The sequence below is a fragment of the Pantoea dispersa genome (genome assembly GCF_035783935.1).
Lineage (GTDB): Bacteria > Pseudomonadota > Gammaproteobacteria > Enterobacterales > Enterobacteriaceae > Pantoea > Pantoea dispersa_C.
Map to the genome: position 1 here is coordinate 49685 of NZ_JALKOV010000005.1, position 25208 is coordinate 74892.

27 protein-coding genes and 1 pseudogene are annotated in these 25208 nt (G+C 53.3%); 8 read left to right on the forward strand and 20 right to left on the reverse strand.

The window, feature by feature from the left end:
* Positions 1 to 11: 11 nt before the first annotated feature.
* The 3 genes from MXF20_RS11585 to MXF20_RS11595 all read right to left on the reverse strand — a co-directional run bounded on the left by MXF20_RS11585 (position 12) and on the right by MXF20_RS11595 (position 3281).
* A complete protein-coding gene (locus tag MXF20_RS11585) occupies positions 12 to 1349 on the reverse strand; it encodes a serine hydrolase domain-containing protein (protein ID WP_325969501.1) in 1338 nt (445 codons plus the stop codon).
* Positions 1350 to 1460: 111 nt separating this feature from the next.
* A complete protein-coding gene (locus MXF20_RS11590; protein ID WP_325969503.1) occupies positions 1461 to 2243 on the reverse strand; it encodes a MetQ/NlpA family ABC transporter substrate-binding protein in 783 nt (260 codons plus the stop codon).
* Positions 2244 to 2261: 18 nt separating this feature from the next.
* On the reverse strand, positions 2262 to 3281 hold the full coding sequence (locus MXF20_RS11595; RefSeq protein WP_325969681.1) for an isopenicillin N synthase family oxygenase: 1020 nt from the start codon (positions 3279 to 3281) through the stop codon (positions 2262 to 2264).
* A gap of 206 nt (positions 3282 to 3487) precedes the next feature.
* Between MXF20_RS11595 and MXF20_RS11600 the strand changes: the two genes are divergently transcribed.
* The gene (locus tag MXF20_RS11600; protein WP_262265058.1) at positions 3488 to 4171 is read left to right on the forward strand and encodes a YecA family protein; all 684 of its coding nucleotides are present in this window, start codon (positions 3488 to 3490) and stop codon (positions 4169 to 4171) included.
* Between the two features lie 49 nt (positions 4172 to 4220).
* On the opposite strand, the gene MXF20_RS11605 is transcribed toward MXF20_RS11600, so the two are convergent.
* Together MXF20_RS11605 and MXF20_RS11610 are read right to left on the reverse strand one after the other, a co-directional pair.
* A complete protein-coding gene (locus MXF20_RS11605) occupies positions 4221 to 5174 on the reverse strand; it encodes an alpha/beta hydrolase (RefSeq protein ID WP_325969504.1) in 954 nt (317 codons plus the stop codon).
* Positions 5175 to 5244: 70 nt separating this feature from the next.
* Positions 5245 to 6384, reverse strand: a complete 1140-nt coding sequence (locus tag MXF20_RS11610) for an MFS transporter (RefSeq protein ID WP_325969682.1) — start codon at positions 6382 to 6384, stop codon at positions 5245 to 5247.
* 323 nt (positions 6385 to 6707) lie between these two features.
* Between MXF20_RS11610 and MXF20_RS11615 the strand changes: the two genes are divergently transcribed.
* Entirely contained in the window at positions 6708 to 7328 is a 621-nt protein-coding gene (locus tag MXF20_RS11615; RefSeq protein ID WP_325969505.1) for a TetR/AcrR family transcriptional regulator, read from the forward strand.
* Between the two features lie 33 nt (positions 7329 to 7361).
* On the opposite strand, the gene MXF20_RS11620 is transcribed toward MXF20_RS11615, so the two are convergent.
* The 5 genes from MXF20_RS11620 to MXF20_RS11640 form a co-directional block, all read right to left on the reverse strand.
* On the reverse strand, positions 7362 to 8408 hold the full coding sequence (locus MXF20_RS11620) for a DUF1176 domain-containing protein (RefSeq protein WP_058780925.1): 1047 nt from the start codon (positions 8406 to 8408) through the stop codon (positions 7362 to 7364).
* Between the two features lie 79 nt (positions 8409 to 8487).
* Positions 8488 to 8991: an MFS transporter gene (locus tag MXF20_RS11625; protein WP_325969506.1), complete on the reverse strand. Its 504-nt coding sequence runs from the start codon at positions 8989 to 8991 to the stop codon at positions 8488 to 8490.
* Entirely contained in the window at positions 8988 to 9584 is a 597-nt protein-coding gene (locus MXF20_RS11630) for an MFS transporter (RefSeq protein WP_325969507.1), read from the reverse strand. Before MXF20_RS11630 ends, MXF20_RS11625 begins: the two co-directional genes overlap by 4 nt.
* A 43-nt stretch (positions 9585 to 9627) precedes the next feature.
* Positions 9628 to 10497, reverse strand: a complete 870-nt coding sequence (locus tag MXF20_RS11635; RefSeq protein ID WP_325969508.1) for an SDR family oxidoreductase — start codon at positions 10495 to 10497, stop codon at positions 9628 to 9630.
* A gap of 160 nt (positions 10498 to 10657) precedes the next feature.
* Positions 10658 to 11548 (reverse strand): LysR family transcriptional regulator, encoded by an 891-nt coding sequence (locus MXF20_RS11640; RefSeq protein ID WP_325969510.1) that lies wholly within the window; start codon positions 11546 to 11548, stop codon positions 10658 to 10660.
* 90 nt (positions 11549 to 11638) lie between these two features.
* On the opposite strand from MXF20_RS11640, the gene MXF20_RS11645 reads away from it, so the two are divergent.
* A complete protein-coding gene (locus MXF20_RS11645) occupies positions 11639 to 12418 on the forward strand; it encodes an NAD(P)H-dependent oxidoreductase (RefSeq protein ID WP_325969511.1) in 780 nt (259 codons plus the stop codon).
* 37 nt (positions 12419 to 12455) lie between these two features.
* Here the strand turns inward: MXF20_RS11645 and MXF20_RS11650 are convergent, their stop codons facing one another.
* The 8 genes and pseudogenes from MXF20_RS11650 to MXF20_RS11685 all read right to left on the reverse strand — a co-directional run bounded on the left by MXF20_RS11650 (position 12456) and on the right by MXF20_RS11685 (position 19129).
* Complete coding sequence (locus MXF20_RS11650) at positions 12456 to 12785, reverse strand: DUF1493 family protein (protein ID WP_159377926.1); 330 nt, start codon at positions 12783 to 12785, stop codon at positions 12456 to 12458.
* A 70-nt stretch (positions 12786 to 12855) separates the two neighbouring features.
* Entirely contained in the window at positions 12856 to 13812 is a 957-nt protein-coding gene (locus tag MXF20_RS11655; protein ID WP_325969512.1) for a nucleotidyl transferase AbiEii/AbiGii toxin family protein, read from the reverse strand.
* On the reverse strand, positions 13805 to 14200 hold the full coding sequence (locus MXF20_RS11660) for a DUF6088 family protein (protein WP_325969513.1): 396 nt from the start codon (positions 14198 to 14200) through the stop codon (positions 13805 to 13807). Before MXF20_RS11660 ends, MXF20_RS11655 begins: the two co-directional genes overlap by 8 nt.
* A gap of 186 nt (positions 14201 to 14386) precedes the next feature.
* Positions 14387 to 15265 (reverse strand): AraC family transcriptional regulator, encoded by an 879-nt coding sequence (locus tag MXF20_RS11665; protein ID WP_215481541.1) that lies wholly within the window; start codon positions 15263 to 15265, stop codon positions 14387 to 14389.
* A 199-nt stretch (positions 15266 to 15464) separates the two neighbouring features.
* Entirely contained in the window at positions 15465 to 15890 is a 426-nt protein-coding gene (locus MXF20_RS11670) for a DUF1493 family protein (protein ID WP_325969514.1), read from the reverse strand.
* A 3-nt stretch (positions 15891 to 15893) separates the two neighbouring features.
* A complete protein-coding gene (locus MXF20_RS11675; protein ID WP_325969515.1) occupies positions 15894 to 17174 on the reverse strand; it encodes a hypothetical protein in 1281 nt (426 codons plus the stop codon).
* 392 nt (positions 17175 to 17566) lie between these two features.
* Positions 17567 to 17863, reverse strand: a pseudogene (locus tag MXF20_RS11680) (hypothetical protein); the annotation flags it as partial.
* An 801-nt stretch (positions 17864 to 18664) separates the two neighbouring features.
* Positions 18665 to 19129 carry a helix-turn-helix domain-containing protein gene (locus tag MXF20_RS11685; RefSeq protein ID WP_045345987.1) on the reverse strand — a complete coding sequence of 155 codons (465 nt, stop codon included), beginning with the start codon at positions 19127 to 19129 and terminating at the stop codon, positions 18665 to 18667.
* A gap of 240 nt (positions 19130 to 19369) precedes the next feature.
* On the opposite strand from MXF20_RS11685, the gene MXF20_RS11690 reads away from it, so the two are divergent.
* The gene (locus MXF20_RS11690) at positions 19370 to 19867 is read left to right on the forward strand and encodes a hypothetical protein (protein WP_062729759.1); all 498 of its coding nucleotides are present in this window, start codon (positions 19370 to 19372) and stop codon (positions 19865 to 19867) included.
* 40 nt (positions 19868 to 19907) lie between these two features.
* On the opposite strand, the gene MXF20_RS11695 is transcribed toward MXF20_RS11690, so the two are convergent.
* Positions 19908 to 21077 carry a hypothetical protein gene (locus MXF20_RS11695; protein WP_045345927.1) on the reverse strand — a complete coding sequence of 390 codons (1170 nt, stop codon included), beginning with the start codon at positions 21075 to 21077 and terminating at the stop codon, positions 19908 to 19910.
* Between the two features lie 107 nt (positions 21078 to 21184).
* A complete protein-coding gene (locus tag MXF20_RS11700; RefSeq protein ID WP_045345926.1) occupies positions 21185 to 21739 on the reverse strand; it encodes a recombinase family protein in 555 nt (184 codons plus the stop codon).
* A gap of 192 nt (positions 21740 to 21931) precedes the next feature.
* Here MXF20_RS11700 and MXF20_RS11705 point away from each other — a divergent pair, with 192 nt between their 5' ends.
* From MXF20_RS11705 to MXF20_RS11720, 4 genes are all read left to right on the forward strand, one after another.
* The gene (locus MXF20_RS11705) at positions 21932 to 22399 is read left to right on the forward strand and encodes a DUF1643 domain-containing protein (RefSeq protein ID WP_062729760.1); all 468 of its coding nucleotides are present in this window, start codon (positions 21932 to 21934) and stop codon (positions 22397 to 22399) included.
* A 155-nt stretch (positions 22400 to 22554) separates the two neighbouring features.
* Positions 22555 to 23568, forward strand: coding sequence for a hypothetical protein (locus tag MXF20_RS11710; RefSeq protein ID WP_045345924.1), 1014 nt, complete (start codon positions 22555 to 22557; stop codon positions 23566 to 23568).
* Between the two features lie 408 nt (positions 23569 to 23976).
* Positions 23977 to 24549: a hypothetical protein gene (locus tag MXF20_RS11715; RefSeq protein ID WP_045345923.1), complete on the forward strand. Its 573-nt coding sequence runs from the start codon at positions 23977 to 23979 to the stop codon at positions 24547 to 24549.
* 102 nt (positions 24550 to 24651) lie between these two features.
* Positions 24652 to 25203: a DUF4468 domain-containing protein gene (locus MXF20_RS11720; protein WP_021314595.1), complete on the forward strand. Its 552-nt coding sequence runs from the start codon at positions 24652 to 24654 to the stop codon at positions 25201 to 25203.
* The last annotated feature ends 5 nt before the right edge of the window (positions 25204 to 25208 follow it).

The window sequence follows — 25208 nt, forward strand, 5'->3', positions numbered from 1 at the left end:
AACTGTCCCATTTACTGACAAGCGCCACGTGCGGAAGGTTCCCGCGCCGCGCTTAGCGCGTCAAATTTCGCTCCACAGCATACCTCAGGCGGCGCGCTTTGCTGAGCAGCAAAATTGCAAGCAACAGTGTTCATATCCCGGCGATCTTTACGCGCCAAATCACGCAGCAGCGCAATGCCGAGATAGTTGCTCCAGTTGAAGGCATTCTGCAGCACCACGATGGCATTGCCGTGGGCGCGATCGTAGCCGATAAAACTGGCATAACCGCCAATATACCCCACCTGATAGGTGATCTGCTGCTGACCATAGGTGTCGGTTACCCAGGCGATATTCTGCGCCTGGTTGCCATGCTGCTCATAAGGATAATTGACCTGCGCCAGCGCCTGACCGAGCGCGCCGTGCGTATCACGTTGCAGATGCGCATCGAGGTAGCGAATCAGATCGCGCGCGTTGCTGTACAGACTGGCGGCCGCAATCATGTTGCCGTGAAAGGTCCAGTCCGGCGTCAGCTGACCGCGCGCGATCAGTTTGGGCTGATCGCCGGCGTGGCCCAGCGCGCGCCACGGATAGCCGCGCAGGGTTTGCGGATGGAAGCTGCTGCTGGTCATGCCGAGCGGACCAAACAGCTGATGCTGCGCCAGCGTTTCAATGTCCTGATGCAGACGATGCTGCAGAATATAGCCCAGCAGCGCATAGCCGAGATTGGAGTACTGTGCCGCCGGGTGTGCGGGGGCGCTGAAATCCGCCAGATAACTCAGCACGGCATCGCTATCCAGATTGCCATAAAAGTTCTCGCCGCTGCGCAGGTAAGCCATGAATTTCAGGAACATCGGCAGATCCATATCCTGGCGCGGCAGCCCCGAGGTGTGCGTGACCAGCTGCAGCAGCGTGATGCGTTTTGCATCCTCACTCAGCGGCACGCCGCGCGGCAGCAGCGTGGCCAGCGTGTCGTTCCAGTGCAGCTCGCCGCGATCCACCAGCCCGATAATGACCTCCGCGGTAACGCCTTTGCTCAGCGAGCCCAGCGCAAACAGCGTATCCGGCGTGATGGGATAGCGCTGGCGCGCATCGGTGACGCCATAGCTGTAAAACTGCGGCGCGCCGCGCTGGTGAATAATGGCGATGCTGATGCCCGACACCTGCTTCTGCTGCATGTAGTGGCGCACAATGTCATCGACGTTTTCATGGAAGGTGGCGTGGGACAGGTACACGCGATCGCTCACCGGTGCGGACGTTTGCGACAGTGTCCCGCAGCCGCTGAGCAGCAGACACAGGGCTGGCAGTAACAGGCGATACAGCGCGCGGGAAAGCGTCAGTCGCTGAAGTCTGACGAAGCGGGAAATAGCCATCAATTGATAAGTTATTTTTTATGTTATGCAGCAGGTGCCACTGGTGTTGGTGGCGAAATATACCACAGAACAGCGGGTGCGCCACCTGTCAGCCGCAGGTGGCGCCGGGCATTATTGATTAACCGGAATAACCGATCCTTTATAGTGCTGGTTGATAAATTCAGCAGTTTGCTTTGATTCGAGATCTTTCGCTAACGCGAGAATGCGCGGGTCATCAGCCAGCTTTGGCGTGGTGACCAGCACGTTGGCATACGGATTATCCTTTGCCTGCTCCAGCGCCAGCGCGTCTTTCGACGGCACCAGCCCGGCCTGCAGGGCATAGTTACCGTTAATAATCGCCAGCTGCACATCGTCCAGCGCGCGCGGCAGCTGCGGCGCTTCAACCTCAATGATCTTCAGATGGTGCGGGTTGTCACTGATGTCCGCCGTGGTCACCAGCGTCGTGGCGCTGCGGCTTTTCAGCGTAATCAGGCCGCTGGCCTGCAGCAGATAGAGCGCGCGGCTCAGGTTAGTCACGTTGTTGGGCACCGCCACCTGCGCGCCATCAGGCAAATCTTTCAGTGATTTCACTTTGTGCGAGTAGATGCCGAGCGGCTCAATATGCACGGTCGCCACCACGGCAAATTTTTCGCCCAGCGCTTTTTCCTGATCGCGCAGATAAGGCACATGCTGGAAATAATTGGCATCGACGTCGCCGCGCGCCAGCAGTTCGTTGGCGTTTAAGTTGCCGTTAAGCTCGATCACCTGCAGATCGAGCTGTTTGTCGGTTTGTTGGATGTGGTTGAGGATTTCACTGTGCGGCACCGGATCGGCGGCCACGCGCAGTGCCGCGGCGGACGCCACGCTGCTGAACAGGGCCATCAGGGCCAGTGAGGCGATCATCGTTTTCTGCATCGGCTTTCCTTCGGTTTCTTATGATTTCACTGTGCTTAATGCATCAGCGTAATAGCGCTGCGCCACATCGCGATGGGAACGCAGACGCCCTTTGAGGTAGTTCCAGCCCACTTCGCGCAGCAGCGGATTGGCAGGATCGCTGGTCGGGCCGTGAGCTTCGGCCGCCAGCTGCGGCGGCAGCTGATACAGTGGTACTTCGGCGTCCAGCTGCGCACCGAGGAAAAAAGCGATCGACACGCGTTCACGATTAGCCGGCGGCGATACCACGCGGTGCACGGTGGCGCGCAGATACCCATTGCTGGCAATCTCCAGCAGTTCGCCGATGTTGACCACAAACGCGCCCGGCTTGGGCAGCGCATCCACCCAGTGGCCGGGTGACACTTCCACCTGTAAACCGGGCTGATCGTCCTGCAGCAAAAAGGTGAGGAAGCCGGAGTCTTTGTGCGCGCCCACGCCCTGCTGGCTGGCTTCTGCCGCCTGACCAGGATAACGAATCAGCTTGATGTGCTCATTGGGCTGGGTGCCATACAGCGCGTCGAACGCATCCGCCGGCAGCGCCAGCGCTTTAGCAAAGGCCCGTAGCAGGCGCAGCGCGATGGCGGTCATCGCCTGCTGCCAGGCGTGCATCACCGGACGCAGCTGCGGCAACGCCTCCGGCCATAAGTTGGGCCCCTGCAGCCGCTTCCACGCCGGATCGCCCGGCTGCAGCGTCAGCGCCGCGCGTTCGGCACCGATATCAAACTGTTCACGCTGATCGCGCTGGTCGCGGGTGTATTCCACACCGGCATGGTTGTAGCCGCGAAAGTGCGGCGAGTGGATCATCGCCACGCGCTGCTTCTCCGCCGGCGGCAGGGCAAAAAACGCCCGCGTGATACTCTGCACGTTATGCAGCAGTTGCGGGTTGATGCCGTGATTAACCAGATAGAAGAAACCGACGTCACGCGCGGTCTCGCGCAGCTGCGCCAGGTAAGCTACCTGCTCTGCGTCCGGTAGTTCCAGCAGGGCCAGATCCAGTACTGGCAGGGTATCCGCCATGATGTTGTCTCCTCGCTATCGGTAAATCCTGCGTTTACGCTGACATTCGCCGCCGTTTCCCGCCAATACTGTTGCGCGATAAGTTATGGCGATTCCTTTTTAGGCGCACTTCGGCTATCGATATGCAAAAAGCGGTAAATCAGGCGCGCTGCCGCTATAATCGCGCCCAGCAATTTTTGCCCACCAATGCACACCGCAGGAGACGCCGGATGAATCAGGGTCCGTTAACCGAAAAAGAGCTGAACTGGCTTGATGACATGCTGGAAAAATATGGCAACGAACACTCCGTGGTGGACACTGCCGAACTGGATGGCATGCTGACCGCCCTGCTCTCCGGCCCGAACGATATCGAACCGAGCGAATGGCTGGTGGCGATCTGGGGCGGTGAGAAGAAGATTCCCCAGTGGGCGAACGCGCGCGAAATGGACCGCTTCATGGCGCTGACTTTCCAGCACTTTAACGACATCGCCGAGCGGCTGGCGGAGTATCCGGAGCAGTTCGATCCGCTGTTCGGCGAGCAGGAGATGGAAGGCCAGCTGTTTACCGTGGTGGAAGACTGGTGCTATGGCTATATGCGTGGCGTGGCGCTGGATGCGGACTGGTCGCTGCTGCCGGCGGCACAGCAACCGGCACTGCAGGCGATTGCGCTGCACGGCAGTGAAGCGCAGCTGGCGCAGCGTGAAGCCTTCACCCCGGACGCGTTTGAGGCCAGCATCGAGGCGATTCGTCCGGCGGCGCTGGAGCTGCACGAGTACTGGCAGGAACAGCGCATGGCGCAGCCCGATCCGGCCCCGCAGCTGCCGCATTTTGCCGGTGAAAAAACCGGCCGTAACGATCCCTGCCCGTGCGGCAGCGGCAAAAAATTTAAGCAGTGCTGCCTGAATAAAGCCTGAGACGGTCACATCAACGCAGGCCAGCGCTAAAACTGGCCTGCGCACCGCATTATTTCCCGGACGCGAGAAATTCCATCACCGCCGCATTCAATGGCGCAGGGCACTCTTCAGGTAACCAGTGACCGCAGCCAGGTAACACTTTGCCGGTGACTTGGGTGGCGTAGCGGCTGACCACCTGCTGCTCATAGGCACCCAGTCCGCCGTGACCGCCGCCGCCAATCGCCAGCATCGGCACGGCAATTTTCTCGCGGGAGAGCAGTTTATTGTCTGCCACTCCCTGGTTCAGCACCCGGTAATATTCAAAGGCAGCGCTCAGGCTGTGTGGTTTTGCATAGGATTTGCTGTAGAGATCGAGCAGCGCCGGCGTGAACACCGCTTTGTTAGCGGCATGTTCCTTGATGAAATGCTCAAAGAACAGGCGCTCTTTACCGGCGATCAGCTGCTCAGCGAGCTGTCCCTGCGCCGCAAAGAAGCTGAAGTGCCACACCAGGGATTCGCCTTCAGGCGTAAAGGCCGGGAACTGATAGATGCTTTCATCCGGGATCGGCGCTTCCATAAAGATGGCGCGGCGGATGCTGTCCTGATGTTTCACCAGCAGCGGATAGGTATTCCAGATACCAATGTCGTGCGCCACCAGATCGAACTTTTTGCCGCCAGCGAACTGTTGTGCCAGCTGATAAAGCAGCGGCGCGACATCGGTGGCGCGATACGAATGCGGCACGTCAGACTGCCCCAGCCCCGGCAGATCCACCGCCACGACGGTGTGGTTTTTTGCCAGTTCCGGCATCAGCTGGTGCCACTCGTACCACGTCTGTCCGAAACCGTGCACCAGATACACCAGCGGTCCGCTGCCGCCCTTCACATAATGCAGGCGCACGCCATCCACAGTTTGATAGCTGCTGGTGAAACCGGCGGGCAGCGGGAATTCATCCGCGGCGGTCCCGGCGGCGGAAAACAGCGCGGCCGAGGCAAGCAGCAGGGTTAACAGTAATTTTTTCAGCACGTGATTGATCTCCATTCTGTCATAATGTCATTTAAAACAGTGGGTTAAGATTTCAAGTCAGCCCGGCAGATCAGTGACCTTGTACGCGCTGGTGCCGCGCGCCGGCCTGGAAACCGTGCTGACGCGCCTGCAGTGCGATGAGGAAGCCAATCGCCAGCAGCAACAGCAGCGCCAGCGGGAAAGACGCCACGCCCCAGTGGGTAAGCAACACGCCACCGGCCAGACCGCCGCCGGCAATCGCGCTGTTCCACACCACCACGTTCATCGACAGCGCCACATCCGCGCCCTCGCCTGCCGCATCCGCCAGCGCCGTTTGCAGTAGCGTGGCCGCCCCGCCAAACGTCAGCCCCCACAGCGCCACGCCGACATACACCAGCAGCGGCAAGCGCGCCAGCCAGATGAACAGCAGCGAGACCAGCGCAAACAGCGCCAGACTGCCAAGCACGGCGACGCGCAGGTGGTGATCGACGAGGCGACCGGCCAGGCCGATAGCCGCCAGCGCCGCGATGCCAAACACCAGCAGCACGCTTTCCACCTGCCCGGCGAGGCCCGCCTGGCTAACGAACGGCGCAATGTAGGTGTAGAGAATGTTGTGCGCCGTCATCCACGCCAGCACCACGCCCAGCACCGGACGCACGCCTGGCGTCATGAACACCGTGCGCAGCGGCAGACGCTGATCGCTGCTTTGCCCTGGATAGTCAGGCACCCGCAGCAGCACCCAGCCGATCAGCAGCAGCGTCAGCGCCGACATGATGCCGAACGCCGTGCGCCATCCCACCGCCGTGCCCAGCCAGGTGCCGACGGGAACGCCCAGCGCCAGCGCAATCGGCGTACCGACCATCGCCACGGCGAGCGCTTTGCCCTGTTGATGGACCGGCACCATGCGCCGCGCATAGCCGGCCAGCAGGCTCCAGGCGAGTCCCGCCGCTGCGCCGGCGAAAAAGCGCGCCACCAGCGTCAGTGCGAAGTGGGTCGAGAACGTGGTGATGGAGTTAAAAATCAGGAAACCGACGATAGCCAGCAACAGTACGTTACGGCGACGCCAGCCCTGAGTGGCGATGGTCAGCGGAATCGCCGCCAGTAGCGAGCCGAGCGCATAGACGGTGACGGTCTGCCCGGCCAGCGCGGTGGAAATACCGAGGCCCGCCGCCATCTGCGGCAGCAGTCCGGCCGGTAAGGTCTCGGTGATGATGCAGATAAAACCGGTCATGGCCAGCGCCAGCAGCGCGCCCAGCGGTAGCGGCCAGGTTTTATCCACGGCGGTATTCAAAGTCGTCACAATCAGCGTTCCCGATGTCATCAGCGTGCAGGTGAGGCGCGCGCCTGGCGTTGAAATTATATGTACCGATCAGTATATAAATTGGCGAAGTGCGATTACCTGTTACGGCTTAAGAACAAACTACCGCGGATGCGCTATCCGCCGCCCGCCGGTACAAATATATACTGATCGATACATTAGTTGACGTGAGAGACCGTTGTCAACGACTTATGTATCGATTAGTATTTAACCATTAACCTTAACGGAGCACTGAGATGGCCATTATGGGACGGCCGCGCACGTTCGATCGTGACGCGGCGATTGAACAGGCGATGAAGATTTTCTGGCAGCACGGCTATGAGTCGACATCATTAACGCAGCTGAAGGCGGGGATTGCCGGCGGTATTTCTGCACCGAGCTTTTACGCGGCCTTTGGCTCGAAGCAGGCGTTGTTTCAGGAGTGTGTGCAGCGCTATCTGTCGACTTACGCGCAGGTGGTGGAGCCGCTGTGGGATAACAGTCTGCCGCCCCGCACCGCGATGGAGACCGCGCTGCGGCGCTCGGCCAGCATGCAGTGTGAGGCCGGCCATCCGCTGGGTTGTATGGTCGGCCTGGGCGTGATGAGTGCACCTTCCGCCGAACACGCGGATGTCACGCAGCCGCTGGCGCGCTCCCGTGCCCGCACGCTGGCAGGGATGACGGCCTGCGTGCAGCGCGGCATCGACAGCGGCGAACTGCGCGCCGACACCGATGCCGCCGCCCTCGCCATCGCCCTCGACGCTTTTCTGCTGGGCGTGTCGGTGCTGGTGCGCGATGGCGTCAACGGCGCGCAGATCGATACCGCCATCGCCCACGTCATGGCGGTGTGGGACGCGGCAAAATCCGTGACGGATTAAGCGCCCCAGCCGCCTGGCGACGCACGCTGAACATTACCCCGCCGGTTTGACTTCGGTGACCAGCGTTGGCAGTTGCCATGCGCCGCCGGCGCGGATGGCACGGCACATGCCGGTGGTGGCCTCGCTGCTCTGCACGAACTGGCGACCATCCCACACCCATGCAGCGGTGCTCCAGCAGTCACCAATGCCGCGCCCTTTCTGCGCTTCGCTGATCACGCCGTCGTGATAATCAGATCCGGAATCGGTGATCAGCTGCGGCGTGCCCTGCAGCCCGTTATCCAGCAGCCAGAAACCGTAGCCTTCGTTGTAAGCCCCGCGCCAGCACAGCGCGGCGATCAGCACGTGCTGCGCATCCACCGGCGTCAGCGTAGGCGGTTCTGCGCCCTCTTCTGGCTGATCGTCGGACGGCGCGAGATTGTCACAGCTGTCGTCATCGGTCAGCGAGGCAATCAGCTTTGGCTTGACCTGCGCCAGTTCGTCCGGCGTCAGCGGGCGCGGCGCGGCTTTCAGCACCTGGACCTGCTGGATCACCGGCATCGCCACTGCCGCCGGCACGCTGGCTTCCGGCTGGTTGCCCTTGCGCACCAGCGCGCCCGGCGTGTTCAGCCGTCCCTGCGCCTCGTCCATTTTTAACAGCGTGGCAAAGGCCCCGTTGCCGGAGAGCTCAAACGGCTCGGCCGCACCGCGAAACTCCACTCTGGCGCTGCCTTTAATAGCGGCGATCAGCGCCTCGGTCTGCGCGTCGCTCAGCGTCCACTCATCGTTCTCCGCTTTGCTGACCTCGCCCAGCGCGCGATCGTCAATCCACAGCGCCAGCGCATTTACCTGCTGCGCATCATCGTCGCCGGTATCAGCCAGCACCACGCGCCCGTGCGTCAGGCTGTCTGGCCCGCCGGCGCGCGTCAGCAGCACCGATCCGCCCGCGCCCTCTTCGGCGCTGTAGCCGGCGGCGCGGCAGGTCAGCGTATTATCACAGGCCAGCTCCCAGTCTTTATGGCTAAACGAGACGCCTTCGTCGGCCCACAACGGCGTGCTCAGGCTGGCGAACAGCGTCAGCGCCAGCAGCAATCGGCTTTTCATGCCATCTCTCCCTAATGGTAAAGGTGGCTAGTGTGATGATTTTTGCGGCGCGGGAGAAGTGAATTTTTTGCGGCGGGTCTTATTCCATCGCTGCCTGTGGTTGTGGCTGACGCGCCATCAGGCTCAGCGCCACCAGCATCGCCAGCGCCACGGCAATTGCGCCAGCGAGATACACCGAAGCCACGCCGCGGTGGGCGGCCAGCGCGCCCGCCAGCGGACTGGTGACTGCCAGCGCGATATCAAGAAACGCCACGTAAGCCCCCATCGCCAGGCTGCGGGTGTGCGGCGGCGCACGGCGCACCGCTTCCACGCCGAACGCCGGAAAGGCCAGCGAATAACCAAAACCGGTCAGCGCCGCGCCGAAATAAACCAGCGTCGCGTCATCCGCGCGCCAAATCAGCAGCTGACCGCAGGCCTCAATCAGCACGCATACCAGCGCGACGCGCGCGCCGCCCAGCTTATCCGGCAGATGGGCAAAGCACAGGCGCGCTGCGATAAACGCCACGCCAAATGCGGTGAACGCCAGCGACGCGTTGCCCCAGGCCCTGGCCGCAAACAGCAGCGCGATAAATGCGGTGATCATGCCAAAGTCGGCGCGACGGCGCGCACATGGGTGATAAACAGCAGCGGCAGCAGCGGTACCACGATGATCGCCATGGCGATGCCGGTGAAGTGCCAGCCGTGATAAATCGCCACGCCGAGCGGCGCACCCAGCGCCCAGGCGCCGTAAATCGCGATACCGATCCACGCCATCACTTTACCGGCATTGGCCGGCCCCACCAGCCCAAGCCCCCAGCCGAGCGCGCCGGTGGCCAGCAGGCTCTCGCCCAGCGCCAGCACCACTCGCCCCAGCAGCAGGATCGCCACCGAGCTTGCAGGCCGATCAATGAACAGCAGCGAAATCAGGTAGATCACGCCGGAACCCGCCACCACTAACAGCCCGGTCAGCACCGCGCGTTTTGCGCCGCGCATATCGGCGAAGTTGCCCGCCCACGAACGCGTCAGCAGCGACGCGACAAACTGCGCGCCGATGACCGTGCCGATCGCCAGCGTATCCATGCCGAGGTTCTGCTGCAGATGCAGCGGCAGCACCGGCAGCTGCATCCCCATGGTGAGAAACGCGATAAACACCGCCAGCGTCACCGGCAGCAAAGTGATAAATACATTGTTTTTCATCGATATAATCCGGAAAACTGCCGCACGCAGCGGCAGCGTGATATCAGAGATGGGTGTAATAGGCAGGCGTATTGAGCTCGCTCAGCAGGTCCGGGCGGGTTGCCGACCAGTCCAGCAGCGTGCGCGTGCGCTGGCTGGAGACCGCCATGTTGCCCGCCGCCATGTTGGCGAACCAGCCAAAATGCGCGCGGTCGCGCTCGCCGCTGGGTAATCCGAGCTGGCGTCCGATCGTCTCCGCGATTGCGCGGAACGGCACCGCCTCATCGGCAACCGCGTGATAAACGCGTTCGGTGACGCCCTGCTCCAGCGCCAGCCGATAGACGCGCGCCGCATCGCGACGGTGCACACCGGACCAGCAGTTCTCACCGCTGCCGCACCAGGCGGAAATCCCGCTCTCACGCGCCAGCCGCACCAGAATCGGCACAAAACCGTGGTCGCCGAGGCCGTGCACCGACGGCGCCAGCCGCACTGTCGCCACGTGCACGCCGCGCTGCGACAGCACCTGCGCCGCCGCTTCCGACTGACGCGGAGACACCGGCTGCGGCTGATCCAGCTCCGTTGCCCCGCGCGCCATACCGGACAGGCCGGACGTCACCAGCAGCATGCGATCCGATCCGGCAATCGCCTCGCCGAGCAACTCGATCACCTGACGGTCCTGCTCGCAGTTCTGCACGAAGCGCGAGAAATCGTGGTTGAACGCGGTATGAATGATGGCGTCCGCGGATTGCGCGGCGTCACGCAGCACGTCAGCATCCTCCAGCGAACCGCGAATAACCTGCGCGCCAGTGGCGGTCAGCGCCGCAGCTTTTTCCGCCGAACGCGCCAGCCCCGTTACCTGATGGCCCGCCGCGATCAACTCTTCCACCACCGCTGAACCTACCCAGCCGGTGGCCCCTGTGACAAATATCTGCATGGTCTTCTCTCCTGCGCATTAAAACGCGAGTGTTTCGTCGTGTTGATATGATGCGTGCTGTGGAGCGGTGGCGCTAATCGCATCAGCAATGCAGGAGCAAGCCTTGTCGGGCAAGGCCTGAGAGCATGAAGACCGCGACTTATCCGGCGGGAGTTCAGGTTTACAGTGCCGCCACAATTTGCTGGCGCAGCCATTGCTGGGCGGGATCGCGATGCAGGCGCTCGTGCCACAGCATCAGGATGTCAAACCCTTCAATCTGTAGCGGCGGTGCAAGCACGGTGAGTTGCGGTGTGTTTCGCACCAGGCGCTCCGGCAGCACGGCGACCAAATCACTGTTGGCCAGCGTGTCGAGCATAAACAGGAAATGCGGCACCGAGAGCGCGACGCGGCGCGTGCGGCCGAGCCTGGCCAGCGCGCGATCGGTGGCCGCACTGAAGCCGCCGCCATCTGGCGAAACCATCACAAACTCCAGCTGACAAAAACGGTCCAGCGTCAGGGGCTGCTGCAGCTGCGGATGATCGTGCCGGCCGGCCAGCACGTAGCGCTCGCTGAACAAGCGACGCTGATGCAGCGTCGGCGGCGCGTTGTCGCCGGTGTGAAACACCACATCCAGCTCGCCCTTCTCCAGTTGCTGCGCCACCTGTGGCGGATTGAGGGCGAATACCGCCATGCGGCTGCGCGGGGCCGCTTCACGAATAAGTTTCAGCGCCGGCAGGATCAGCGCCGATGACATGTAATCGGTGGCGGCAATGCGCCAGGTGAGCTCCGCGCGCGCCGGATCGAATGCTGCCGGCGGTGCCACCGCACGCTCCAGCGCTTCCAGCGCCAGACGCAGCGGCTCGCGCAGAGCCTCGGCGCGGGCGGTGGGCAGCATGCCGCGCGGACCGGGCAACAGCAGCGGATCGTCAAACAGCACCCGCAGGCGCGCCAGCTGGGCGCTCACCGACGGCTGCGACAGATTAAGGCGCTGCGCCGCGCGCGTCACGTTCTGTTCCACCAGCAGCACGTCTAAGGTGTGCAGCAGATTCAAATCCAGCGAGTGCATATTCATACTGTCTATACCTGAGATACCAGTAATTGATTTCTACTATAGCCAGTGCTGGCTTAACCTGCAGCGGTTTTCATCTCACAGGATACCGCCATGAATGTTTTGATTGTGTATGCCCATCCGGAACCGCGCTCGCTGAACGGATCGCTGAAAGACTTTGCCGTGAATCATCTGCAGCAGGCGGGCCATCAGGTGCAGGTGTCAGATCTGTACGCCATGCAGTGGAAAGCACAGCTGGATGCCGCCGACACGCTGGCGCCCCCGGTGGGCGCGCATTTTGATGCCACGCTGGATTCGCGTTTCGCCTACGACAATCAGCTGCAGGCAGCGGACATTGCCGCCGAGCAGGAGAAGCTGCGCTGGGCCGACACGGTGATTTTTCAGTTTCCGCTGTGGTGGTTTTCGATGCCAGCTATCATGAAAGGCTGGTTTGACCGCGTTTATGCCAACGGTTTTGCCTATGGCGTCGGCGAGCACAACGATCACCACTGGGGCGATCGCTACGGCGAAGGCACGCTCGCCGGCAAGCGCGCCATGCTGGTGGTGACAACCGGCGGCTGGGAGTCGCACTACGCGCCGCGCGGCATCAACGGCCCGATTGAGGATCTGCTGTTCCCGATCCAGCACGGCATGCTGTTCTATCCCGGCTTCAGCGTGTTGCCACCGCTGGTGTTGTATCGCGTGCAGAAGTCGGCGCAGGAACGCTTTGCCGACTGGTGCGCCGCGCTGGCGCAACGGCTGGATCGCTTAGCGCAGGATCAACCGATTGCCTTCCGCCGCCAGAACGGCGGTGAATATGAGATTCCGGCGCTGACGCTGCGCGAGGATCTTGCGGAAGGCGAGCGCGGATTTGGCGTGCACATGGCGCGCTGAGCCGCAGGCCGCCAAACCGCAGCGGCGCGCTGCCGCATTATTCAAACAGCCAGCGTCCCGCCTGCGCCGACGCAATCAGCATGCCCAGCGTGAAATCCGGCACTACCGGCACTTCACGCTTGTTGAACGGGTTGAGGATTTGCGCCAGCGACGGTTCGTCCGGGTAGTAAGTTTCAATAGAGAAATTTGCGCGATCGACCGCGAACTCGCTGAAAAACTCCTCCATCAGCGCGGCGGCTTCGTCGCGCTCGAAGTTGAGATCGCTGTCGATATCAATCTGCGGCGTGAGCGTTTTCTGCTTGAACAGATATACGCCGTCATAGCGCCGCACCAGTTCATAGATACGCTGTTCGAGTTGCTCTGTCATCGTCGCCTCTTCGCCTGTGCTGATAGGATCGCAGGGCATTTTGCCATGCCTTGCCCTCTTCGCCTAAGCATTAACGTGCGGCGCTGAGGACCTCAATAGCCGTCTGCTGAAAACGGGCAAACGCCTCCTCCCAGGAAGCCGGAGACTGGCCGTAAACCATGGGCACAACGAATTGCTGATAACGCTGGCGGTGAACAGGGTTCTCTGCCAGCTCTTTTAAACCCATTCTGAGTTCTGCAATTGGGGAGGTGCAGAATTCGGGATATTGAATACCATACCGCTCGATATCCTCTTTAATACACTGGCGCACATACGCTTGTAGCCGTGCTAAATCAATCTCATGGGTGCGGGCAATGCAGAAATTATCGTACACATGCCGTACTAAAGATGCATCGTCTTCCCGTTGCGGCCTTCTGACGTGGGCCGCAGGGCGGCGCATTATGGACACCAGCTTTTCTGCCTGAGTAGCGAGCACTGTTGCACAGGGAAAACCCGGCACCGTAACGCCTTGTTGTGTCAGGGCAGTGACAAGCGACTGAATATCACGCTTTTCTGGCGGTTCAAGTAACGTCGCCTCAATGATCTCCAGCTTAATGAACGGTCTCAGGCATGGCACCTGAGCGTATTTCTGCGGATAACGGATGGGAAGTTCACTATAACGATACTCATCGCGAATAGTTTTAGGCTGCGCCTCATCAAAACGAAAAAATGCTGAAGCGGCTATGATTTCCGTTATTTCGGCGATGATGTGTTTACGAATGGCTTTGCGCTGCGTGCGTGAGTTTTTAGCAAAGAAATCGGCAACGGGAACAAGCTTGATATCCACATCCTCAGACATGCGGTTAAGCGCAATACCCGCCTTAGATAAAGCGGTTCCACCACAAAATACCAGCTGATGGCTCCCGAAGTTTAAAGGCTGTAACAGCCGCAGCAGTTCAACAATATAGAAATCCTTTTCCACGATAGCGACAGACTCGATGCCTAATGCATCGGCTACATCAGGAAATAACGCTATGACATCATCCATTTAATTTACTGCTTCCTACTAACAAGGTGCGTTTAAAACGTGGCGACGTTTTGATCTGCATGGATGCAGGAATCTGCGTGGTTTTCCCACTGTTATAGGCATCAGACGCGCCAACCAGACGATAATCAACTTTCAGACGTTTAAGCGTCTCGATAACAACGGCAGCAGAACCGCCGGGTGCAGCAGGCATTACTTTGCCCGTAATCGCGTTCTTTCTTGCTTTGGTGTACACGCCATAGCCAACCTTAAGCAGCTGGCCTTCGTTCACCAGTTCCCGCAATACACGGCCAATCTGGTCGTAACCGGCAAGATCGTTGAAGTCATCACGCGTGAAAACATAACGCTTAGAGCGTTTCAGCCGTGACTGCATGCGCGCTTTAATAGTCATGTTACGTCCTCTCTGTTCATTTTTGCATCATAGCAAACATACGACATTATGGAAAGCAAACATACGACATCAAGCCTCCTACAAGCCTTGCTATAAGCGGGTTTCAGCGTAATTAAGGTTTCAGGTTAGCAGACAGTGTTACTGCATGAAGTCATTCCCGATGACCTTCGCCATCGGGATTCCTCATCACTTAAGCGGCAGATAAATATCCGTCAGCAATTCGTGTTCCGCCACCTCATGCACGAAGTTGTGATAGTGGAAGAACAGCGGGAAATCGCGCAGCTCTTCACCGCTGGCCGGCAGCCATTCGCTGTAGAGCGATCGCGCCAGCTCGGTCAGTGCACTGTGCGAGCCGTGATGACGCAGCACCGCGCAGCGTCCGCCGGGAATGGTGCTGTTAACGACGCCAAAGGCGTTGTCTTCGTTAACCGGTGCAGTCACCGAACCGCAAAGGTGATACTGAAAATCCCCGGCTGGCGTGCTGGCCGGATCGTGCGGCGCGACGCCGAACGTCTGGCTGCTGCGCACCGGCGACGCTCCGCTGCTTTTGCGCCAGGCAATAAACTGCGCCGCAGTTTCGTTGATGCGCTGGGGATCGCCGTGATGCGTGAGCATCGCCACCGGCGTGGTGGGAAACATTTTAATCTCAACTGACATACTCTCTCTCCGTTTGACGGGTGGCTGAGGCATGCGCTGATGCCAGGTCATCCATACCGGCTGCTGACGAAACTCACTCGGCGTCACGTCAAATACCTGTTTAAAGGCGCGACTGAATGATTCGGCATGCTGAAAACCAGCATCGAGCGCAATCTCAATGATTTTCTCGTGCGGATTGAATGCCAGCCGGTACGACGCCCGTTTGAGCCGCATCAGCTGGATATAACGCCCCGGCGGCATGCCGCACCAGGCGCTGAACTGGCGGTGAAAGTGGTACGGCGAAAAGTGCGCCACTTCACTCAGTTGCTCCAGCAGCAGCGCTTCATCAAGATGGCGTTCGATGTAGTCGAACACCTTGTCAAAGCGCTTGCGATAGGTCTCGCGGTGATCGTTTTTGTTTACTGGCATAGCATCCTCTCTGGGGAATGAGTATGCCCGTGTGGCGGAGAGTGGGCCTGATGGATCTTGCGGAGTTTTGAGGGAGAGTAAAGAGCGGTGATGGTTTTTGCTGTGAATCAGCGGGGGGATTATGCACTTATGTTGCGTGATCATTTGAGGGCTGGCAGATTTGGGCTTCATGTTTTTAAACTTACTTAAAATCTGCCTCTCAGGCTTCTTTGAGATCATATAGCCAGCGCCCCGCTTTTGCCGATTCAATTAACATCTGAAGCGTTAACGGCTTTCGCGCTTGATCTAAGATCCTCTGCGATTTGGGGCGAAGAAAGTTTGGTAACAGGCCTTTTTCATAAGGCCAGTATGTCAGGAAGTCAAAATCACGGTTATCGACATCGAAACGCTGAAAATAGTCCTGCATAATTTCATCACCGGTTTCACGCGCCCAGGGATATTGTCCGGTGTTCAGGCTGGTTTCATAGCTCAATTCGGTTTGGCTTTTGGACAAGAATGGTTTGCTATTGTAGTTGTCCTGATACCACTCGAATATGGTACTTTTGAATCGCCACGGATAATCTAGACACTTCTGAGCAGTTGATAGCCCGCAGTTGAAACCTACGGGCTTTTTTATAGAAAACATAAATCACTTTTTAAAGAAAGTGATTATCTTTTTCAGCCTCCCCCAAACTTTACTCTTCATTTCTACAGTCTCAGTATTTTCCTTTAAAGAGGAGTTTATTGGCTCTTGCTCTTGCTCTTGCTCTTGCTCTTGCCCTTGCTCTTGCTCTTGCTCTTGCTCTTGCTCTTGCTCTTGCTCTTGCTCTTGCTCTTGCTCTTGCTCTTGCTCTTGCTCTTGCTCTTGCTCTTGCTCTTGCTCTTGCTCTTGCTCTTGCTCTTGCTCTTGCAAAGGAGAACTAAAATCTAATGAAGTTTCAATATTATATTCATGATTTTTATGGTCTATATCAGATAATGAAATGGGTTGTTCATACAATGATGATACAGACAGATCATTTTCAATGTAGTAGTTACTATCATTATATGAGCTTTCAAACTTACCCAAGAAAGCCACATATACTAATTTAAAGTGGCTTGTCTTAAATAGAAATTTATCATTTTCATCCGGCATCCCAAAAAAGAAAACCGTCAGGAATTTTTTAGCATTCCTTTTATCTTTAAGCCCCTTATAATACCTATCCGCTTCCTTCCTTTGCTTTTCATATTCTTTCCAAAACACATCCTTCTGACTTTTATTCCAGTTAGAAACATCAATTTCAAGCGTAAATGGTTTTTGGGTCTTCTTATCCCTTGCGAGGAAAGTAAGACAATGCTTTTCTGAATCTTCATGCAAACGAAGATTAGACTGGATTACACCATAATAAATAGCATGTTTGTAATAACGTATGTTGTTTTTGTAAAAAATAAGTTGGAATGTATCTTTATAAGATCGCGTGCCATATGGAGGAATTGATAGCTGTTCATAATGATTGCTATTATTTATGTAATAGTCAACGACAGGCTTAATACTTGATGAAGATACAGGATGTTCATTTCCTTTGTTGACATTCTTGTGATTTTCATCTTTACTATTTTTGTCATTTTTAAAACCACTTCCTGGTTTCACATCAATTTTTAAAAGTGATATAACTGGAGCAGGTGGAGAATTATGTTTTCTTTCGTCATTTGAAGTATGATTGTTTTTATATCTTGGATCATGAATACCACATCCATCCTTATGTTTATCACCATATCTAAAATATGATTGATTAACATGTTTCATAGTAAAACTACAAGGTGTGGCTTTAATTTTACATGGTTCATATGGGCATTCAAAACTAGTTGTCTTAATGTAAAAATCATCCATTCCACGGAGATCATTTCCGTGAATGATTTCATCAGTCGAACTATCCTTCGCAATCGTCATATCTTAACCCTATGATAATCTATGTCCTTCTAAGGATTCTAGCTTTTTCTTATTGACGATCCAATCAAAAAAATTGTATTCCAATTACCAAAATGCGCTATCAAGTAGAAGTTATTAACTTAAGAGGTGGGATTGGTATTTTTCAAATAAATAAGATGGTTGACAGAACGATGCTTAAGCAGCTCGCTAACCTTAACGGGGTCAAGGGAGTGTTATACACAACCCTCTATTATCGTTTGTTAAAGGTTCTTGTTATGTATGCATGATAACAGTAAAAGCATGTTGAAGGATACTTTTTAAGCATTATTGAATTTATAAAATCACAGATTTACGAATCTAATATTAAAATTCATACAATAGATTAAGTAAGCCTAATGAAAACCATATAAACACTATAACCCATATCTTTTCCTTTTGTCCTTTTTCGATAATTCTCTTTTTAGGGTCGAAGCCTCATATTTCTTTTTCTCATTAGCATAGACTTTCTCTATTCGGCTACCATTACTGACTATAAAGTTAATCAATGAAGAATATACATGCTTCCTACGCTTTTTGTTGATCAAGTCATCACCCAGCTTATTTATATGACTATAATATGAAAGTAGCAGAAAGGTAAAAATAACCTAACTGTTAGAGAAGGTCATTTTTTCGATACCACTTGGGTATTTGATATAAAATCCTACAAAAAAAGATATGATATCAGCAGGCGCATACTCTGCCCATCAGTAAGTTTGAAGGGTTTGTCGGAGGGCTTGGTAGTCCTGACTTTGATATCGGTGAGAGCCATCAGTTGATACCTACAGTGTTGGTACCAAAATCAATCGAACCGGGAATACCATCAGTTATACCATCATCAGTTGGTATATGTTCAAGGAATTGAGTAGACGTGGACAGACTAAGAAAAGTCGAAAGCCTGCTTAACTCCCTGTTTTTATGAAATAAAGTAGACGTTGGTAGACTTGAAAAAAGCTTTGTATGGTGCGAAGGCCGGACTCGAACCTAAGTCTCCATAACCTGCTGTAATCACGTTCCCTTTAGCCTTTAAAAGAACAATCGTAGGACCTTTTTGTTCTAGGGGCTACATCTTAAGTTTGATCCGGTGGACGGAATCAAACCGAGTGTTCGTGACGGCACAAAGCATCAACGTGCCATACCTGCCTTTTGATGTTTATGGAGGCCTGCCGGGTCGGGAGGAAAGAACGTTTGTCAGCTAAGTGGGCGTTAAGAAAACGCCACTGCGTTCGGATTTTGAAACCAGTTAAACCCCGGCGGGCTTTGTTCATAAAAACCATTTAACTCAATGTTATTGATATGAATTAATCCATTCAGAGTCAAATTGAAACGCCACCGTAACGCCTACGTAACGCACCCGCATTTTGCTGTTTTATTCACTCTTATAGAAACAAAGGGCTGATGAAACATAAGACTATCAGCATTTAATGAATACTGTTCATTCATACAGCATAAAAATTCATAAACTTACATTTGAACTACTTTCTCAGTTTGTCCCATCGCACCGCTGACACAATGCCCCAATTGCCGCTGGCATTGGGCCTACGCCATTTTGCTGTCTCCATGCTACGCAGATAATCAAGAGCTTCGGAAAACGTGCCAAAACGCTTCTGAGCGGTCTTATCGCCCACACCGAAGGAGCCATCTCTCGAACTCGCTAGCCCAGGGTGAAAACACGAACCATCGGCCGCGTATGGAACCAACAGCTCTGGGTCATTATTTTCGGATGAGTCAGGCGCTAACAACTGCCAAGGCTCAACACTCAGAGCATTAGCCAGCACCTCGATCGCATCCAGAGACGCATTAGACCCACCGCGTTCAATGCGGCTCATATAGCTACGAGCAAACCCACACCGATCAGCAAACGCCTCTTGGCTCAATCCGGTGGCTATACGCAGTTCTTTTACCCGCTCGCCAAACTGTATTCTCAGGGATTTTCTCATGCACTGAATGTGCAATTTTGACCACTGAAAGGCCACGCTCCATATGAGACATTTTGAATCCACCCTAACTTCAGCGGGCTGAGTCACTCGCATTAGCCGCCTGCCTCATGACAACCCTTAACGATTCAAAATGAACACCAATAGTGACATTTAAAATCCACAAAGTATTATGATCGTCATCGGTTGGTCGTCCCCAACATTCGCTAGTAGGCGCGATGTGGTTTTGAAAATGAGGGAATCATGGCGGGATCAGGTTTTTTATTACCAATGGTGGCGGGTGTCGCGCTTAGTTGCGTCAGCTATGGATTTGTTGCTCGCATTGTTTCAAAACGTCAGATCAGCACGCTACGCGCAGTTTCATGGGGGATTCTTGCCACTCTCTCATTGGTGCTAGGCATGTGCGCATTTTCTGCTGTAAGCGCAGAACACCCAGCAGCGAAAAACGAAACATCGTGCTTAGGTAACGCCCCGGAATGCTATGCAAAAGCGCACCACAACCCCGTCAAAGAGTGCAAACAGGTAATGGACAAGAAAGCGACGTTTCGCCATGTGTGGCAGCAAAGTGAAGCGCAGCCGGTATTCAGCACCTACCTCTGGCACGACGAGAACAAACGAACTATTCAAATGTTCGGACAACAAGCTAAGGCGATTAACAGCCTTGGGATGCAAATACCGCTTCAGTATTTTTGTGTTTTCAATGCCAATACCGGAGAAGTCATCGCGGCTTCGTTTGAGTAAATAGGGGGTAACTTCCCCCTAAATCAAAGATACGTTACTCTTACAAATAAAAAACGATTTGATCAAAAGTTAATATAGCTTGAATCGCTTTCTCTTTCGTATAAGTTTTTGCTGCTGCGGCACCATGACCAACAGAGTGTCTAGAATTGGCGCTGGCAGTTCCTGTCATCAAATCAAAGCTACAATATGTGTTTTGTTTAAGATAAATCAAAAATTCTTCGGGAAAGAGCAGTGTATTTTTACTTTGCAATTTTCTAATCGCAGCATCTTTGACGAAACCAGTTAAGGCTGAGCTGTTACCTTTTTTTAAGTTTGCTTTTATATAAAAAGGTTGAAGAACACCTTCAATTTCAGTAAGTATAATTTTTATTGTCGCAATATAATTTCCATTATAGAAAGAACTAAAGGCAGCATCTAATATAGGCATCTTCTCACTTAGGTAAACTTTGCTTTTCCAACGACTGTGTATTGAATTAACCCTATCTTTATCAAACAAAGAGACAAGATGATTTGCCGACTTATTAAACACCTCATCATTTTTCTCTCGATACTGCAATACATCAAAACCGTTGTTGATCAATTCAGCAAAAGGAAACCAACCACGGGCAATAAGAAAAGATAACGTTTCGGAATCGAACATCGAATCGTATATATTTTTATATTTCACAATTCGGTGCAAAACACCAAGACTTTTATTCATATCATCCACGGAGAAATCGCCATCTGGATTTAAATCAAAATATAAACCAAAGCGCCACCCCTCTCTAAACAAGCATATAACTTTATCATCCTGCTTGAACTCTAAAAGTGGAAAGTGCACATCTAATATATCAGCAATTTCCTTTTCAAAAACAACCATTCCTGGCTGAATTTGTTTTTTCATAATAATATTGCTAGCCACTGCGGCTTTATCATTCCAAATTTCAGCAGATAAATCTCCATGGATAATGAAAAGAAGCATTTCACAGTTAGATAGTTTTACAAATTTCCCCTCTCTTTGAGTATAATGCTCAAGCATTGAAATGAAGCTTTTAGCTATTTTATGAAAAATATCCTGATCAGATGTGAATCCGTTTTTCGTCCAAAGCTGACACATATCTCCTTTAGCTGCGTAGGCAGAGGAAAAACCTGCAAGGGGTTCAACCCTCTCTAATGTTATCGGTTCACCAATATTGCCAGCCAAGAAACCGGGGGCTTTCATCTGTTCCATGAGATATCCTTAATTCTGTCTTACTAAAACTACCCAATTTATCTTTGAATTAAAAACGATCCAGATAAGTTCGCCAACACCTATGCTGTTAAAAATTGAGATCGTAATTAAACAGCGTTAATAGTAGCCCTAGAAACACCGTATTCACGCGCTAAAGCACTGACACTGGTTCCACTATTCTTTTTCTCTATAATCGCTCTACGGGCTTCTGGCGCGATTTTAGACGGTCTTCCCAGCTTCTTACCTTCAGCTTTTGCTCGTGACAGCCCCGCTTGAGTGCGTTCAATCAAAAGATCGCGCTCCATCTCTGCAACCGCTGCCAGCATCGACAATAGAAGCTTACCCGCTGCGGAGGTGAGATCAGTCGTGCCAAGCTGGTGGACAATAACCTTGATATTACGGTCAGCCAGCGCCCTTACCGTTTGCAGGACGTCAATCGCATCACGCCCCAGACGATCAAGCTTCGCTACCACCAACGTTTCACCATCGCGGATTTTATTGAGCATTTCAGAAAATGCTTTACGTTGCATTGCCGGAACCTTCCCGCTAACAACATCGGCAAACCAGTAATCAATTTGCCACCCAGCCTGCCCAAGCTCCAGCCGTTGGTTCTCAGTATCCTGCTGCGATGTCGAAACACGTCCGTAGCCAAAAGTTGCCATTGTTATCTCCCCATCTGACCCCTGCCAGAAAACGAGGCCAACATTAGGATGGCCTGCCAGAAAAGCCAAGGCTATTTTTCCAACAGTGTGAAAGCGTGCAATTGGGAGGTGCCAGAAAACGGTCGTTTGTTGGCGCTTAAAACGGATAAAGAAATGTTAGGCTGAAACCATCACTTCATAAGGACAACTGGAATGATTAAAGACGCGATTTTTTCACCGTGCGGCCAGTATCGCTACTCGTTATCACGAGTCTGGGACGAATCAAAACCATATGCCCTTTTCATCGGGCTAAACCCTTCATATGCCGATGCTGAGAATGATGATCGCACCTTGAGCCGCTGCATATCGTTTGCCAAAAACTGGGGCTACGGCGGGGTATACATGGCCAACCTGTTCGCGTTCGTTCATACCCAGCGACATGAAATGATGAAAGCACCTGACCCCATTGGTATAGATAACGATAGCCATCTGTTAAGGCTTATTGCCGGTGCCGGTCTGGTAGTGGCGGCATGGGGCAACGAAGGCAGACATCTCAAGCGCTCAGCAGTAGTCCGACAGTTGCTACCAGAAACCACAATGTGCTTTGTCTTAAACGCCACAGGTGAACCCAAACATCCTCTGTATATGAAAAATGACAGTGTTCTCATACCCTTAAGTTAGCAAGGACTACTGCGTTCAGAATATGAACGCAGTATATTGATAAATAAGGTTTTTATCGTAAAACCGTTGTGCTACCGTGCTCGAAATGTTCTCAAATCTGCTCAGTTCGAACGACCCTGATGCCGGTTTGAAGTTCCCTTCAATAAGGTCGCACTATGAAGAGTCGAAAATACGTAGCTGCTGAAGCAGACCGCAAATCCTTTAAGGTTTCAGCCGGGATCGATTGGCTGGACTTAAAGATCAGCTTCTCCAGACTGACCCAGCATCGCTACGTTCAGGATGAATTACTTAAAATCACCGGTTTAAAACTCTGGGTTAAACCCTGCGGTCTACGTATCTCAAAGTTGTCATCATGCGCCCCCCGTCCCGACAACAACGTTAAAACGTGGGTAAAACCTACGATAAGCAGCACTAACGATACTTTTCGGATTTGCTTCCGTGATCTACTGGCAAACCATGGCGGGAAGCTGGAAGCTGCACTCAAGCAATTGCAAAACCGTTTCCCATTTGCGTGTGAGCCACAAATCGTGGGAGTCGAAGTTTTCTGCGATTTCTGGCATAAACAACGGTCAGTATCAGCGACACGAGCAATGACCTATCGGCTTCAGACAAGCCTGTTTAGTAACGGAACCCGACCAAGGCAATTCAATCCCGCTTCGTGGAAAAATGTCTACCTTTTCCCCGGAACACGTATCACTCCATATCGAAACTTCAGGACAGGTAACAAGTGGGACAACATCTCGTGGCAGGTCTATCACAAACGCACTGACAACGATCAGAAACTACCTTTAGAAGAGCAACGCGCTCGTGTTGAAGTCACGTTAAAAGGTGCTGCGCTCACTCACTACTCTCTTCACCATCTTAGCGACATACAGCGCTTTCGATTTGAAACCCTCGCTCACCTGTTCAAATTTCGCAAACCAATTGAGCCTGAAATGATGGCTGACGGTGATTTGTTCCGGTTTACCGCTGTCAACGCAGTTCGTAAGGTGAACGACGCAACAGCCGAGCGCGGGTTGCATTCTTTCAATAACATCGGACGTAGGGATAAACGTAGCTGGATGATGGTTAACGTTGACAAGCGCCTGCGGAAAGAAAGCTCGCATCTGGCGGTTGTTAGCGATCTGCAAAACGCCGTTAAGGGTGCTTTACGGCGCCTCCACGTTTAAGCCGCCCCCCTTTCGTTATTCCAAAAAAAAGTGACAATCAGCAGGAAAGAGGCCGCATTCCTGCTGGTCTGGATACAGCTCTCTTAATAACTGTATATATAACAACTCAACTGTCAGATTACATGTCTTAGCTATCGGTGTTTGTCGGTTACTGTTTCCTTCAATCAAACACGAACCAAACGTTGTGACACGACATCGGGTTCGCGGTGCAAATGCAGCCGGATAAGTTTGGTGCGGGAAAGTGGATCTCCTAGGTTTGGAAGTCCCCCTCTCAGGCATTGCGTCCAAAAACTTCGGTGGTGGCAAAATCATCCTTATACTTGCAGATAAACATTGTTGAAAAATTCTCTCCCGCATAGTTCAATTAACCACTTAGGATTTTTCTGATCTCCTTTCTCAAGGAAGCTTATGCCCGTATCCAATCATTACCAAGCCCAACCGGATTGTTATGTGCGCTTTGATTGGGGTGGGATCTCCCTTGAAGGCGAGTTTTTCAGCTATGAGGAGTATGGTCGAGATATCGATCCGAAATGGGGATACATCCGACCATTTGATAGAGCCATCAGACAACAACTAATCGATAATTTACAAGCAACTCACGGGATTGATCTCCTGACATTCACCTCTCAAGGCGACCTGATCACCTGTGATGCTTTTGTCACCCATAAAGATCTTCAGGCAGCACACCAAATTCTCGTAGAGTCCTTTGATTTCGTTGATGAATCGGAGCTTACAACTGAAAGGGAACACATCGGTAACTGCCGTATCGATTTGATAAGACGCCAATACATTGTCGGCAGCAATCTTAAAGGGCCCAAAGAGTCTTTGGACAACCTCAATGCAGAGTTTCTTAAATGGGTAACACCTTTCTACACGCCGTTGCGTTACGAGCGGAAGTGGTTAACCAAGCATCGTAATGGGTTATTACGTTTTGGCGCGCTCGTTGCTGTCGCTGTTTTTGCCTATATCCACTACGGGTGATAATAGAAAAGCGAGACCTGTCCTGCGGTTTTGAGAAACCAACTTCATTCCGCACCATATTTACATACTGCACTTAATAAAAATGCGATAAGGACAAATCGAATGAAAAAAGTAATGATGAAAACTGTTTTAGCCAGTTTGGTTGTATCCAGTATTACTGTGTTGACAGGTTGTGTGACCTCACCAGATATGGAAGCAGCTAAACAACCGCTGGGTAGTATAGTCAGTGTTGTTAACGTTCCCGGGGTTAAAAAGGATGCACTTTACAGTAGTTCCAAAATTTGGGTTGCAAAGGTCTTCACTGATTCTAACAGCGTAATCCAATATGCCGATAAAGAAGAAGGTTCGATTGTTGGCAAGGGGAATGTTAAATACCCATGTGACGGTTTTAATGATTGCTTAGCTAATGAAGATGTTCGATATAAATTCACTATGAAAATCGACACAAAGGATGATAAAGCTCGCATCACCTTTGATGATATCCACATTTATCGTCCGGCCCATGTAACCAGCGGGATTGCGTTCCCTGCCATAGATTCGCCAAATATGACTGTTGGTGGACAAGCAAAAGCCAAAAAAGCGTTGAATGATATTGTGGAACAATACAAACGCGAGATCGTGACTGAAAGTAGCTCTGCTGCAAAAGACTGGTAACAGCC

Excerpts from the sequence above, each read along its gene's own strand:
- MXF20_RS11585 (WP_325969501.1), bottom strand. The coding sequence starts at position 1,349 with ATGGCTATTTCCCGCTTCGTCAGACTTCAGCGACTGACGCTTTCCCGC.
- MXF20_RS11590 (WP_325969503.1), bottom strand. The coding sequence starts at position 2,243 with ATGCAGAAAACGATGATCGCCTCACTGGCCCTGATGGCCCTGTTCAGC.
- MXF20_RS11600 (WP_262265058.1), top strand. The coding sequence starts at position 3,488 with ATGAATCAGGGTCCGTTAACCGAAAAAGAGCTGAACTGGCTTGATGAC.
- MXF20_RS11610 (WP_325969682.1), bottom strand. The coding sequence starts at position 6,384 with ATGACCGGTTTTATCTGCATCATCACCGAGACCTTACCGGCCGGACTG.
- MXF20_RS11615 (WP_325969505.1), top strand. The coding sequence starts at position 6,708 with ATGGCCATTATGGGACGGCCGCGCACGTTCGATCGTGACGCGGCGATT.
- MXF20_RS11620 (WP_058780925.1), bottom strand. The coding sequence starts at position 8,408 with ATGAAAAGCCGATTGCTGCTGGCGCTGACGCTGTTCGCCAGCCTGAGC.
- MXF20_RS11625 (WP_325969506.1), bottom strand. The coding sequence starts at position 8,991 with ATGATCACCGCATTTATCGCGCTGCTGTTTGCGGCCAGGGCCTGGGGC.
- MXF20_RS11630 (WP_325969507.1), bottom strand. The coding sequence starts at position 9,584 with ATGAAAAACAATGTATTTATCACTTTGCTGCCGGTGACGCTGGCGGTG.
- MXF20_RS11635 (WP_325969508.1), bottom strand. The coding sequence starts at position 10,497 with ATGCAGATATTTGTCACAGGGGCCACCGGCTGGGTAGGTTCAGCGGTG.
- MXF20_RS11640 (WP_325969510.1), bottom strand. The coding sequence starts at position 11,548 with ATGAATATGCACTCGCTGGATTTGAATCTGCTGCACACCTTAGACGTG.
- MXF20_RS11645 (WP_325969511.1), top strand. The coding sequence starts at position 11,639 with ATGAATGTTTTGATTGTGTATGCCCATCCGGAACCGCGCTCGCTGAAC.
- MXF20_RS11650 (WP_159377926.1), bottom strand. The coding sequence starts at position 12,785 with ATGACAGAGCAACTCGAACAGCGTATCTATGAACTGGTGCGGCGCTAT.
- MXF20_RS11655 (WP_325969512.1), bottom strand. The coding sequence starts at position 13,812 with ATGGATGATGTCATAGCGTTATTTCCTGATGTAGCCGATGCATTAGGC.
- MXF20_RS11660 (WP_325969513.1), bottom strand. The coding sequence starts at position 14,200 with ATGACTATTAAAGCGCGCATGCAGTCACGGCTGAAACGCTCTAAGCGT.
- MXF20_RS11665 (WP_215481541.1), bottom strand. The coding sequence starts at position 15,265 with ATGCCAGTAAACAAAAACGATCACCGCGAGACCTATCGCAAGCGCTTT.
- MXF20_RS11670 (WP_325969514.1), bottom strand. The coding sequence starts at position 15,890 with ATGTTTTCTATAAAAAAGCCCGTAGGTTTCAACTGCGGGCTATCAACT.
- MXF20_RS11675 (WP_325969515.1), bottom strand. The coding sequence starts at position 17,174 with ATGACGATTGCGAAGGATAGTTCGACTGATGAAATCATTCACGGAAAT.
- MXF20_RS11685 (WP_045345987.1), bottom strand. The coding sequence starts at position 19,129 with ATGAGAAAATCCCTGAGAATACAGTTTGGCGAGCGGGTAAAAGAACTG.
- MXF20_RS11690 (WP_062729759.1), top strand. The coding sequence starts at position 19,370 with ATGGCGGGATCAGGTTTTTTATTACCAATGGTGGCGGGTGTCGCGCTT.
- MXF20_RS11695 (WP_045345927.1), bottom strand. The coding sequence starts at position 21,077 with ATGGAACAGATGAAAGCCCCCGGTTTCTTGGCTGGCAATATTGGTGAA.
- MXF20_RS11700 (WP_045345926.1), bottom strand. The coding sequence starts at position 21,739 with ATGGCAACTTTTGGCTACGGACGTGTTTCGACATCGCAGCAGGATACT.
- MXF20_RS11705 (WP_062729760.1), top strand. The coding sequence starts at position 21,932 with ATGATTAAAGACGCGATTTTTTCACCGTGCGGCCAGTATCGCTACTCG.
- MXF20_RS11710 (WP_045345924.1), top strand. The coding sequence starts at position 22,555 with ATGAAGAGTCGAAAATACGTAGCTGCTGAAGCAGACCGCAAATCCTTT.
- MXF20_RS11715 (WP_045345923.1), top strand. The coding sequence starts at position 23,977 with ATGCCCGTATCCAATCATTACCAAGCCCAACCGGATTGTTATGTGCGC.
- MXF20_RS11720 (WP_021314595.1), top strand. The coding sequence starts at position 24,652 with ATGAAAAAAGTAATGATGAAAACTGTTTTAGCCAGTTTGGTTGTATCC.